General features: G+C 50.1%; 11 protein-coding genes and 1 pseudogene. 1 reads left to right on the plus strand and 11 read right to left on the minus strand.

Features of this window, described 5'->3' with window-relative positions:
- Positions 1-27: 27 nt before the first annotated feature.
- From QZ375_RS03800 to miaB, 11 genes are all read right to left on the minus strand, one after another.
- Positions 28-672, minus strand: a complete 645-nt coding sequence (locus QZ375_RS03800; protein WP_295215483.1) for a DivIVA domain-containing protein — start codon at positions 670-672, stop codon at positions 28-30.
- Positions 673-685: 13 nt separating this feature from the next.
- Entirely contained in the window at positions 686-1,447 is a 762-nt protein-coding gene (locus QZ375_RS03805; protein WP_295215487.1) for a YlmH/Sll1252 family protein, read from the minus strand.
- Positions 1,448-1,467: 20 nt separating this feature from the next.
- On the minus strand, positions 1,468-1,950 hold the full coding sequence (locus tag QZ375_RS03810) for a cell division protein SepF (RefSeq protein ID WP_295215490.1): 483 nt from the start codon (positions 1,948-1,950) through the stop codon (positions 1,468-1,470).
- 166 nt (positions 1,951-2,116) lie between these two features.
- Entirely contained in the window at positions 2,117-2,815 is a 699-nt protein-coding gene (locus QZ375_RS03815; RefSeq protein WP_295215495.1) for a YggS family pyridoxal phosphate-dependent enzyme, read from the minus strand.
- Positions 2,799-4,079 (minus strand): HlyD family efflux transporter periplasmic adaptor subunit, encoded by a 1,281-nt coding sequence (locus tag QZ375_RS03820; RefSeq protein ID WP_295215499.1) that lies wholly within the window; start codon positions 4,077-4,079, stop codon positions 2,799-2,801. Before QZ375_RS03820 ends, QZ375_RS03815 begins: the two co-directional genes overlap by 17 nt.
- A gap of 20 nt (positions 4,080-4,099) precedes the next feature.
- Complete coding sequence (gene hfq, locus QZ375_RS03825) at positions 4,100-4,339, minus strand: RNA chaperone Hfq (RefSeq protein WP_295215504.1); 240 nt, start codon at positions 4,337-4,339, stop codon at positions 4,100-4,102.
- A gap of 57 nt (positions 4,340-4,396) precedes the next feature.
- Complete coding sequence (gene miaA / locus QZ375_RS03830) at positions 4,397-5,362, minus strand: tRNA (adenosine(37)-N6)-dimethylallyltransferase MiaA (protein WP_295215507.1); 966 nt, start codon at positions 5,360-5,362, stop codon at positions 4,397-4,399.
- Between the two features lie 3 nt (positions 5,363-5,365).
- Positions 5,366-7,348: a DNA mismatch repair endonuclease MutL gene (gene mutL, locus QZ375_RS03835; RefSeq protein WP_295215509.1), complete on the minus strand. Its 1,983-nt coding sequence runs from the start codon at positions 7,346-7,348 to the stop codon at positions 5,366-5,368.
- A 156-nt stretch (positions 7,349-7,504) separates the two neighbouring features.
- On the minus strand, positions 7,505-10,126 hold the full coding sequence (mutS, locus tag QZ375_RS03840; RefSeq protein ID WP_295215512.1) for a DNA mismatch repair protein MutS: 2,622 nt from the start codon (positions 10,124-10,126) through the stop codon (positions 7,505-7,507).
- Between the two features lie 36 nt (positions 10,127-10,162).
- Positions 10,163-10,579 carry a YlbF family regulator gene (locus tag QZ375_RS03845; RefSeq protein ID WP_295215514.1) on the minus strand — a complete coding sequence of 139 codons (417 nt, stop codon included), beginning with the start codon at positions 10,577-10,579 and terminating at the stop codon, positions 10,163-10,165.
- The gene (miaB, locus tag QZ375_RS03850) at positions 10,576-11,991 is read right to left on the minus strand and encodes a tRNA (N6-isopentenyl adenosine(37)-C2)-methylthiotransferase MiaB (protein WP_295215518.1); all 1,416 of its coding nucleotides are present in this window, start codon (positions 11,989-11,991) and stop codon (positions 10,576-10,578) included. Before miaB ends, QZ375_RS03845 begins: the two co-directional genes overlap by 4 nt.
- A 509-nt stretch (positions 11,992-12,500) precedes the next feature.
- Between miaB and QZ375_RS03855 the strand changes: the two are divergent.
- A pseudogene (locus tag QZ375_RS03855) lies at positions 12,501-12,718 on the plus strand (hypothetical protein); the annotation flags it as partial.

Consider the following 12,718-nt stretch of genomic DNA (forward strand, 5'->3'; position numbering starts at 1 on the left):
GGCAAAAAGCCGCTCCTTTCCCTGAAATTAGTCTTTGTCCTGCAGATCTCCGAACCGGGAGTCATATGCGCCCTGGATGGTCTTTGCAGAGAACTGTGCAGAAGCAAACGGATCCGATGCAGACGGTGCTGTCACATCTTCTTCCGGCATCTTCGGTGCTTCTGCCTCTTCTGAAACGCCGAAGGTATCATCATCCTCTTCCGGCATTGCAGAGAGCATATTCAGATGCTCTTTATACATATCAAAGAGCGCCTTCTTGAAATCAGCGACCTGTTTTTTAGCAGCAGCCAACTTCTTGTGAGCCTCTTCAATTTCCGCTTCATTCTTTTCGATGAGTGCGTCATGCTGTACGGTCACCTCATCCATCATTGCATCCGCCTTTTCCTTTGCTTTTGCAATGATTTCCTCCGCCTGTGCATTTGCATCGGCAATGATCCGGTGTCCTTCTTTCTGTGCACCGAGCAGCGCATCCTTCAGCGCATCCTCGTCACGCATGTATTCCCGCACCTTGTCCGCCAGAACCTGGATTTTATTATTGCTGTCCTCCAGCTCCCGCTGCGCGATCTCGACTTCTTCCTCCAGTTTGTTCAGGAATTCGTCGATATCCTCCTGCTTATATCCAAAAGCAGCCTTTTCGAACCGAAGTTCATGGATTTCACTTGCGCTAATCATAAGGTATCTCCTCTCACTGATATTTTTGTATCGTTATATGATATCTCCCTTTCCGGGTCGTGCCATCCATGGATTCCAGCAGAAATTTGCCGTATCCCCGGATGGAAAACACATCCCCGATCTGCATGGATGCAGAAGGAGTCTCAATCGCTGCATGACGGCAGGTCAGCCTTCCCTGTCGAATAAGCTGCACTGCCTTTTCCCGGCTCAGGCGTGTGACAAAAGCCACCACTGTGTCTGCACGCAGAGATGCCACAGTGCCGTTCAGCGTCAGAAACGCCGTATTTGCCGACAGACACGCTGGCTCATTTTCCGTCACACTGACGCCAACTTTTCCCACCTGGTGCACCTCCTGCACAATGATAGGGGCAACATGGGCGCACACAAACGCTTGGGTCATGCGGGCATCGATGAGAATATCCCCCACCGTGCCTCGCTCCAGGTTACACGCCATAAAAGCACCCAGAAAATCACGATGCTCCGGCGGTTTTGCTGCCCGATAGGAAAAGGTCAGGCATTGTATAGGAAACTGTTCCCGGGTCACCGAGATCCATTCCGGCGCAAAGCAAAGCAATACACGCCGGGCATGTTCCACGCCGCCCCACATGGTACAGGTGACACCGGCGGCATGGGCAATGGCTTCTGCCATAACGCCATCTTCCTGAGGCACAAAATCTGTGAAATAGGGACGGCTATCCCGGTCACAGCGTGCCGCCAAGTCGTTCCAGTGGGCTTTCATGAGCTGTACAGGGTCAGAGCCTTTGCAATCTGACATACCCATACTTGTCCGGGAAATTAAACCAGACCGCTGTCCTGAAGTTCACCCACGATGCTGTCGCCGTCAAAGCCGACGTTCTGAGGAATAATCAGGAATGTCTGATTTGCAATAGGTTTGATTCTGCCGTGCATGGAATATGCTGCGCCCACAACAAAATCGATGATCCGGCGCTTTTCGTCGTCATTGATGCCCTCCAAGTTTAGGACAACTGTCTTGTTCTGCATCAGATAGTCAGCTACTTTCTTGGAATCCGAAGTGTATGCAGTTGCCTTTACCAGCACCACCTGAAACTGTGCAGTCGCCTTGATAGTAGCATATCGTTCGTTTCTGCGCTCACGGCCTTCGTCATAAGACGCCGGTCTGGAATAGCTGGTGGGTGCAGACGCAGCAGACGAAGCACCTGCAGAAGGCTCCTCTTCCGGTGCAGTCATATTGGAAGTCTCCGGCTCATTCTCATCTGCCGGCATAAAAAAATCTTTCAAGCTGTCTAATACGTTCATAATACTCTCCATTCTCCGCACAAGTTGATATTACAGACAGCACCGTGGAGCGTGCGGTTACGATGTGTCCTTTTCATCTCACACATTAGGATGGCGGATGTAATTTACGGAAGGTCTTTACCCATAAAAATTTTATAATATTTGCATATTTCTACAGGAATAGATTCTAATACTTTCTCGCTCCGAACAAGGCGGAACCGATCCGGACAAGTGTCGAACCATAACGAATGGCGGCGGCATAATCTCCCGACATTCCCATCGACAAGATGTCCATATCTATATTATCCATTTTTTTGGACGAAATGTCAAGATAAAGTTGTTGCATTTGGCAAAGAAATTTTTCATTTTCCCCTGCTGGTGGGATGGTCATAAGCCCACATACATGAACAGAGGATAATTGCCCTATCTCTAATAATAGCTTTTCCAGCTGTTCCGGTGCAACGCCGCTTTTGGATGCCTCTCTACCCACGTTCACCTCAATGAGAATATCCTGCACCTTCTGAACTCGCGCCGCATGGCGGTCGATCTCCGCAGCAAGGCGAAAGCTGTCTACGGAATGGATCAGTGTCATATCCTCAATGATATATTTCACTTTATTGCTTTGGAGATGCCCGATGAAGTGCACCTCTGCTTCCGGCAGATAGAACTCCTTTTTGGACAAGAATTCCTGAACACGGTTTTCTCCCAGCGTCCGGATACCGCAGCCAATGGCGTGATTCACCGCCTCAGGCGCAACCGTTTTGGTGACTGCCATAAGAATGATTTTTTCTTCAGGTTTACGGTATTTCGCCTTTGCCTCTTCTATCTCATAGATGATCCGTCTGTAATTTTCATCGATATACCCAAAGTTAGTTTCCATTTGCATCAATCCCTTCCACAATGACAGAATCGTAAAGCATCAGATAGCCATCCCCGGCGTTCATATCCGAAAGCACATAATCCTTGCCTTCATAGACCACATCCAAGCGGCGAAACTCGATTTTTTCCCCATCCTGCACATAGACGCCCCGGCTGTTCACCACCTGGGTGGTTTCCTCACCGGTCTCTTCATCTACGACAGTTTCTTCTACATCTTTGAAGCGTATCGCATCACGAGGTACTTTGATGCCCTCATATTCTCCCAGGATCATCTCCACATTTTCCGTGCGGTTTTGGACAAAATCCGAGGTCATGGTGTCGCAGTACAGAACAACCATCACTTCGCCGTCCTCGTCGGTGCTGCGCAGTTCCTGAACCGTTGCGCTGGCAGTAGCAGAAGAGGTCAAAAGTTTCAGTGTAACAGTATCCCCTACCTTGTACTTCTGTTCCTTGTTGTCGATGATACCCACCATGTACCAGCCGTACTGGGCAATGGATTTTCCGATGACACCATTATTCTTCGCCGTTTTTGTATCATCGCTGTTTTTTTCTTCCTGGGTGATCTTCCTGATCTGTTCCGGCGTAATATCAGAAAGTTTCTCAGCAGTCAGAGACGACTCCAATCCATCTGTATAACTGACGAAGTAAGAAGAATTCTCTGATGTGACTGTCCCCACGAACTGTGTCTGGGCACTTTCCAGGGATTGTATCTGGGTCCTGAGATCACTGATCTGCTGGGAAAAGGAAACCTCACCCTGACTGACAACGATCTGGTAGGTACTGTATGCCTCTACGAACTTCTGTTCAGCGGAAGCCATAGCGCTGATATCCGACCGATCCCGGTTCTGCACGATCTCTTTATAATACTGAGAGATCTGACGGGACAAGTCAGCAGGCTGGGCTTCTGCCAGCGTACCAGTATTGGAGATGCGCTCCAGAACATCCAGCTTATCCTGCAATGCTGCGATCTGCTGTTTCTGTTCGATAGACGCTTCGTCCGGATAGATCTCTGCGATGACATCACCCACTGCGACCTTCCCACCGTCAGGCACCTGATAGCTGACTGTACCGGTGCCGCTGTAGGTGAGAACAGTTTCATCCCGGACATAAACGCCCTCAAAGATCTTGGATTCATCCGCAGTCGCCCGGATCGCCGTTTCGGTCTCATAGCTGGTATCTACGAAGTGATAGAAGATCGTACCGATGGTCACAAGGACAGAGGCAGAGAGCAGCACCAGCAAAACGTTATTCATTTTATTGCTGGAGTTCATAGCAGCATTACCTCACAAAATCAAAATTCTTTTTCCTCGGCATCCAGAATCGAAATGGGATGTGCCGGGATGACGGTAGAAATGGCGTGCTTGTACACCAGATTCTGTTTACCATCACACTCAAGGATCACAATATAGCTATCGAACCCCTTGACAGTTCCCTTAAACTGATACCCGTTTGTCAGAAAGATCGTGACACCGATCCGTTCTTTTCTTGCCTGATTCAGAAACACATCCTGAAGATTCAAAAGTTTATTCATTGCTGAGATCTCCTTTTTTATCAAACATATGCTTTCTCTCTCTGTTTCAACGAAAGCTCACTCTATATTATAGCACATTAAATCGGACTTGGCTATAATTTTTTGACATTTTTCCAAGATTTCTTGTTTCTTGTCAAATTTGTCGATAATTATCCACTGAATTGCACTATTTTTACGAAACCATGTCAACTGTCGTTTGGCATATCTTCGGGTTTCCTGTTTGATTTTGTCGATACATTCGTCAAAGGACATGGTTTTTTCGAAATATGGTATCAATTCCTTATAACCGATGGCATGATATGCTGTACGGAGCGCCTCGTTCTGATAAACAGCATATGCTTCTTCCACCAGCCCATTCTGCACCATCTGATCTACCCTTGCGTTGATACGTTCGTACAGCAGTGCACGGTCAGCAAAGGTCAGCCCGATCTGCAAAGAATGATATGGGCTTGGCAGACGATGACTTTCCACCTTGCATTCTGTAAAGGTTTTTCCCGTGGTCATGCATACTTCCAGAGCACGTACCACCCGAACCAGATTGTTGGGATGTATATCCGCCGCTGCCAAGGGATCAAGCTGTTCCAGACGTGCGTGAAGCGCTTTGTTTCCATGGGCGGATGCATATGCCAAAAGTTCCTGCCGCAGTACCGGATCCTGTTTCGTAGGGGCAAGCTGGACATTGGACAGCAGTGAGGAGACATAAAGTCCCGTACCGCCTACAATGACAGGCAAATGCTTTCGCCCATGAATCTGCTCAATAAGGGGCTTTGCCAGTGTCAGATAATCCGCTACGCTGAATGCAGTATCCATAGGCACAAACCCGATCAGGTGATGGGGTACCCCCTGCTGTTCCTCGGACGAAGGCTTTGCAGTGGCAATGTCCAGCCCCGTATAGATCTGCATGGAATCCGCAGAGACCACCTCTCCGCCGTACAGTTGAGACAACATCACACCGAGGGCTGTTTTTCCGGATGCCGTAGGTCCCACCACAGCCAGTACTGGTATTTTTTCCGTTTCTGTCATGGGTCACGTCCTCCGGAATTGCTTTTCCAAGTCGTATTTTCGAATGACAAACATCACCGGTCTGCCGTGGGGACAGTGCCGGATCTCCTCGTTTTCCCAGACTTCCTGCGCCAGCTTCTGCATCTCCTGAATATCCGTGCGATCACCGGAACGGATCGCCGATTTGCAAGCGATGGAGTGGAGCATATCATGAAAGGTATGTACCTGGGGATCTGCCTTGCCCAATGCAAGATTATGAGCAATTTCCGCAATCACCTCGTCCAGATTCAGTTCCAGCACAAAGGATGGCACTGCAGTGGTGATCAACTGGGGCGGTGTACTGCAATCAAAGGAAAAGCCCATTTCCGCCAGCCGGGGCAGATTCTCCTGCACCGCTGAAAATTCCTGCATGGATAAAAGCGTCTCTGTGGGACGAAGCAGCATCTGGCTGGTCTGCTTTGTTGCACCAGAACGCAGACGTTCGAAGATCACCCGTTCGTGGGCTGCGTGCTTGTCGAAGATCAACAGCTTTTCCTCATCCTCCGCCTCTGCCAGAATATAGTTTTGGAATATTTCTCCCAAGACACGGATCTTGCTGTGTTTTTTCTCCGGCGGCGGAAATTGTTCCGGTTGAGACGATACCTGCGGCGCAGGCTTCGGTCTTGCCGCAAAGGCACGATCATCTAAGAAGGCATAGCCTCCCACAGAGACCGTGGTCTCTTCCGGTACAGCTGTTTTCAATGCCGGCGCATCCGCTATCTTTTTCTCCGGTGCAATTTCCGGCTGCACTCTTGTTCTCTGGGGAATCGTGACAGCAGTCCTGGCAGCCGTCAGCGGAGAAACCGTATTTTTTTGCATCGATTCCGGGTGGCGTGTCTCCGGCGGCAGGAATACTTCCGGTTCTTCCTCAGGTTCTGACGGTGACGGCAGTGCCGGCTGGACAAATTCCTGTTGGGGTTTCGTAGATGCAGTCCAGTCCTTCTGAGGCACACGCTCCATCTGAAAGTCATAGATCAGACCGTTTTGCATGAGAGCATTTTTCACCGCAAAAAACAGGCTGTCCATAACGGCTTTTTCGTTGGAAAACCGTACCTCTGCCTTTGCCGGATGAATATTAACATCCACCTGCGCCGGCGGTACCTGAAGCATCAGCACACAGGCGGGGAACTTCCCTACCATAATGAGATTCTGATAGGCATTTTCCAGTGCAACGCTGCACTGCTTCGAACGGACATATCTGCCGTTGATGAAGAAGTTCTGGAATGTCCGGTTGGAACGAGAATACAAGGGTTTTCCCACGAAGCCCCGGACAGTGTTCATACCGTCTGCATAGTCCACCGGAATCATATCGTGGGCAAATTCCTTGCCGCAAATAGCATAGATGGCAGCATAGAGATCGTCGCTTCCGTCTGTACGGAATTCCGCTCGGTTATCCCGGATCATCCGGAAGGCAATATCCGGATGGGACAGTGCGATCTTCTGAACGATCTGGCTGACAGCGTTGGCTTCGGCGACATCTCGCTTCATGAATTTCTGACGTACCGGCACATTGAAGAACAAGTCCCGGATCATCAGTGTGGTACCATCGGGACAGCCTGTCTGTTCTGGTTCTCCGGCAATGCCGCCCTCAATGGTATAACTAGTGCCATATTCGTCCTCTTTCCGTTTGGTCAGCACCGTGACCTTTGCCACAGCCGCAATGGACGCCAATGCCTCCCCCCGGAATCCCAGAGTGAAAATCTGGTCGAGGTCTTCTTTTTCTATGATTTTACTGGTGGCATGGCGGAGAAATGCCGTGGGCACTTCCGACGGTGCCATGCCGCAGCCATCGTCCACAATACGCATATAGGTCGTACCGCCGTTTTTAATCTCCACGGTAATATGTTTCGCTCCGGCATCAATGGCATTTTCAACCACTTCCTTGATGACGGACGCCGGACGCTCAATGACCTCACCGGCGGCGATCAACTCCGAGATCTCTTTCCGCAGCACTGTAATATGCGGCATGACAACACCTTCTTTCCTGGGATAATTTACACTTGCTCCTTTTTCAAGGGAGATGAAAAAACAAATTAGGAATTAGGAATGATGGCATCTCCTGCGAAGATATATCTTAAATATGTGAACGCAGCGAACACCATCATTCCTAACTCCTCATTCCAATTACGACAGCATTGCTGTCAGATCTGCCAGCAGTTCCCGACATTCTGTATCGCTCAGCTCTGCCAGATGTGTCTTTTGCAGGGCGGCAATGACACGCTCCTGCTGCATGGCAGCGAAACTGATTTGTCCGGACTGGGCATGTTTCTCGCCTGCACCCGATGCCGCTTGTACCTCCATCTCTGCCAGCAGCTGCTTGGCACGCTTTACCACCTGATCCGGCAGACCGGCAAGCTTTGCTACAGCAATGCCATAACTGTCATCTACGCCGCCGGGCACGATCTTACGCAGAAACCGTATGGAATCTCCGTGCTTTTTCACGGCAACGCTATAATTCTTCACACCATCGATCTCCTGTTCCAGATCGAGAAGTTCGTGATAATGGGTTGCAAACAGGGTCTTACAACCGATCTTCCGGCTGCTGATGTATTCCGCAACGGCACGTGCAATGCTGACGCCGTCCAGAGTGGAAGTACCTCTTCCTACCTCGTCCAGAATAACAAGACTGTTCTTCGTGGCATAGTTCAGGATATCCGAAACCTCTTTCATCTCTACCATGAAGGTACTCTGTCCGGCAGTCAGATCATCCGATGCGCCGATACGAGTAAAGATCTTGTCTACTACGGATATTTTCGCATATTCCGCCGGCACAAAGGAACCGATCTGCGCCATAAGTGTAATCAGTGCCACCTGACGCATATATGTAGATTTACCAGCCATATTCGGTCCGGTGATCATGAGCATCCGCTGGGACTTGGTATCCAGATAGGTATCATTGGGCACAAAAACTTCCTCTGTCAACATACGCTCTACCACGGGATGCCGTCCGGCAGTGATCTGGATGCTTCCGTCTACGGCAATCTCCGGCTTGGTATAGTCGTTTTCCATAGCAACATTGGCAAAGGATGCCAGTACATCCACCTGCGCCACAGCTGCCGCCGTTTCCTGTACGCTTTTCAGCATTGCCCCCAGACAGTCACGCACTTCGTTGAAGATACCCTCTTCCAACCGGAGCACACGATCCTTTGCGCCAAGAATTTCATTCTCTACGGTTTTCAGTTCTTCGGTAATAAACCGCTCACTATTGGCGAGGGTCTGCTTGCGGATATAATCTGAGGGGATCAAATCGTAGTACGACCGCGTCACTTCCAGATAATAGCCGAACACACGGTTATAGCCGATCTTCAAGCCTTTAATACCGGTACGTTCCCGTTCCCGCTGTAGAATTTCGTCAATGATTTGGGTGCCGCCGTTCATGATCTTCCGCTGGCGATCCAGTTCCTCGTGGAAACCGTCCCGGATAACACCACCATCTTTCAGCGTAATGGGCGGATCATCTACAATGGCATTTTCTACCAGAGCCGCTGCATGTTCCAGCGGCGAGATCTGCTGCTCCAAAGACGAGATCAGCCGGGACGAGGACAGCTTCTGCAATTCCGCTTTCAGTGCCGGGAGCTGCTGCGCCGTCATGGATAGGGATTTCAGATCACGTGGCGTTGCCTTCTGGTAGATCACACGTGTCATGAGCCGTTCCAGGTCATAAACGTTATCCAGCAGTGACCGGACTTCCATGAGCACCAAGCTATTTTTCACAAATGCTTCCACGGCATCCAGCCGTGCCATGATCTTCACCGGCTGTACCAAGGGCTGTTCCAGCCAGGTTTTCAGGAGCCGCTTGCCCATAGCAGTTCTGGCATCGTCCAGCAGCCAGAGGAGGGAACCTTTCCGTTCCTTATTGCGGATGGTCTCCGTCAGCTCCAGATTCCGTCTGGCACCCAGATCCAGTCCCATTGCCGCTGCACTATCGTTGACTTCAATGGAAACAAACCGTGCAATATTCCGCTTCTGTGTCTCACGGATATAGTCCAGCATACCGCAGACAGCGCAGGCATCCGCACCGTCCTCGGAAATGCCCAGCATCTCTAGAGACGACACGCCGAACTGCTGACAGATCAGTTCCCTGCCCTGTGTGAGGTCAAAGCATACGTCATCCCGCAGAGAAACAGCGCATTGCAGTCGTACCTTGATGAAATCCATGACCGGTTTCAGGGACAGCGCCTGTGCGTTCAATACCAGTTCCGAGGGGGAATAGCGTGACAAGGTATCCATGACACGCACCGTCAGATCGTTGGATTCCTGGGGTACGCACAGGGACATCTCCCCCGTGGAAAGATCGGCAAAGCACAAGGCGCAAGAGCCATCATTTCCATAGTACATAGAGCACATATAATTATTGGAATCATCCTCCAGCATACTGCTCTCAATAACCGTACCAGGTGTCACAATGCGTACCACATCACGTTCCACAAGCCCCTTGCTGAGGGCAGGATCTGTAAGCTGCTCACAGATAGCGATCTTATAGCCACGGTCCACCAGACGTTTCAGGTACAGTTCCACGCTGTGATAGGGCACGCCGCACATAGGCGCACGTTCTTCCAGACCGCACTCCTTACTGGTCAGTGTCAATTCCAGCTCCCGGGACACTTGAATGGCGTCCTCGAAAAACATTTCATAGAAGTCGCCCAGACGGAAAAATACCACGCAGTCGCTGTACTTCTCTTTCATCTCTGCATACTGCCGCATTCCTGGCGACAGCTTTTCCTTGGGGATATCTGCCAGATTCATGCTTTCACCTCATCTCCTTGCTGCATTGTGCGAACATCAGTGGCAGCCGCCGCAGGATGCACAGTTCCCGGTACAATTGGAAAGATCCGGGTGACAGGTGTCGGGATCCTCGCCGTTGGCGCACAGGGTCAGGATCATATCCACCTCCTGCATCATGGCATCCATTGCCTCTTTTGCCGCCTGGAATGCAGCCATGTGGGGATTTGTCACGATACGGTCATAGATCTCCTGTACCTGTGTTTCCAGCTGCTGCATCTTTACACTGTCCCGCTTTTCCTCAGACTTTTCCATTTCGTGCTGATAGGACATACGCTTCAGGTTGAATGCCTGGATATCCCCCTGCAGTGCCTCGTCTCCGTCGTTCGCTGCCTTTGCTTCGTGATATGCTATATAACGGGAATCCGCCTGAATTGCCTTTCCCAGCGTGCGTACTGCTTCTTCTACTGCGTTCATGATAATTCCTCCTCTGCTGCCAAAACGCCTTCTACTGCCCAGTTCCGGGTATTGGTCACACGGACGTCCACAAACTGTCCGATGAGAGACGGATCACCGGGAAATTCCGCAATAATAAATGCCTTATCCTTTCCCATGAGATAGCCCTTCCGCTTGCTCTCCCCCTCCACCAGAACACGCAGTGTCCTGCCGAGAAACCGCTTGTAATGTTCCGCAGCGATCTCCCGCTGGAGTGCCAGCAGGCGTTCCATGCGCTGCCGCTTTTCCGCATCAGGTGTATGATCGACGATCTCTGCCGCCTTTGTGCCCCGGCGTTTGGAATAAATAAACGTATAAATATTATCATACTGCACCCGGCGCACCAAATTCAGTGTGCCCTGAAAATCTGCTTCTGATTCATTGGGAAATCCCACGATCAGATCTGTAGTCAGAGAAAAATCCGGATCCTGCTGCCGGAGATACGCCACGATTTCCAGATACTGCGCCACGGTGTATCGCCGGTTCATCTGTGCCAGAACAGTATCGCTGCCGCACTGTACCGGCAGATGGAGATGACGCCCGATCTTCTCGCCGTGCAGGATGGTATCCAGCAGCTCCGGCGTAGCATCCTTCGGGTGGGAAGACAGAAACCGGACAACGAATTCGCCGGGAATCTCGTCGATCTGCCGCAGCAGCGACGCAAAGGAAACAGATTCCTCTAGATCCTTGCCGTAAGAGTTAACATTCTGTCCCAGAAGCATGATCTCCTTATAGCCGTCCTGAACCAGCTGGCGTACTTCTTCCAGGATCTGTTCTGGTTTCCGGCTGCGCTCCCGTCCTCTCACGTAGGGCACGATACAGTAGGTGCAGAAGTTATTGCAGCCGAACATAACCGGTACAGCCGCTTTGAAGGGATGTTCCCGAGATGGAACAATACCCTCATACATAGCGTCATATTCCCCTGTATCGCAGGCAAATTTTTTCCCCTGAAAATGTTCCAACAGAAGCTGAGGAAACCGGTTCAGGGACGCTGTGCCAAATACAATATCCACAAAGGGATAATGAGTTCGGACGAAATCCGCCGTATGTTCCTCCGAAGCCATACAACCACAGAGCACCAAAATGAGATCGGGATTTCTGGTCTTGTACTGTTTGATATTGCCCAGGATGCCATAGACCCGATCCTCAGCGCTTTCCCGTACAGCGCAGGTGTTGAACAGGATCAGGTCGGCATCCTCGTAGGAATCCGTCAGGGTAAATCCCAGTCCAATCAGCATCCCTCGGATCCGTTCGCCGTCAGATACATTGAGCTGACAGCCAAAGCTATGCACATGGGCACGCACCACAGTACGATCCGCAAAGAGATAAGATTGGATCTGACGGCGCAGTGCATCCGGTACCGCTGTTGAAACACGATCGTTCTGACGCTCCATAAAAACACTTCTCCATTTCTATTTTCACAGGACTTTGCCGTCCTCTGAAAAATGACATTATATGTTTTATTATAGCACAGTTCACCGCTGTTTGCAAGGATTTTTTTGCGTAAAATGCAGAAACTATTCTTACCCATTTTTACCATTTTTATCAAAGAGGTGGGATTCAATCCATACGCAAAATCCCGTGCATTTTCTCTTACCCGCCTTGCTTTTCAGAAAATTTCCAGCAAATTTTCACAATTCAATCACAATGAGCTGATATACTACATCCATGCTCATTTGAAACAGTTGTTTCACATGAATACATTCTTCTTACCGCTTCTTCTAAAGAAGCGGACCAACCATTTCGTACAGAATTTTCCGGCATGTCTTTTCCTTCCTGATTCTTCTGAATTGCTCCAACTGGCAGCAATTATACCGGAAACTGTACGTTTTCTATAAAGAGAAAAAAGAACCGGTGGGTCTCCTCTCCTTTCCCACCGGTTCTTTGTCTGGAGTTGAACCACATGCAGCCTATGCGATATCACACCCTCAATGACCACTACTGCAATTCTTTCAGACAACCTATACAAAAAGCCGTCATCGACGCCGGATTCACCTGTCCCAATCTGGACGGCACTGTCTCTGTGGGAGGATGCATTTTCTGCAACGGCGGCAGCGGTCACTTTACCAATGTCATTAACTTAAAACAGCCCTTGAATGGCAAGCAGAATGTCTGGAAGTA

The sequence above is a fragment of the Ruminococcus sp. genome (assembly GCF_019417665.1).
Classification (GTDB): Bacteria; Bacillota; Clostridia; order Oscillospirales; family Ruminococcaceae; genus Ruminococcus_C.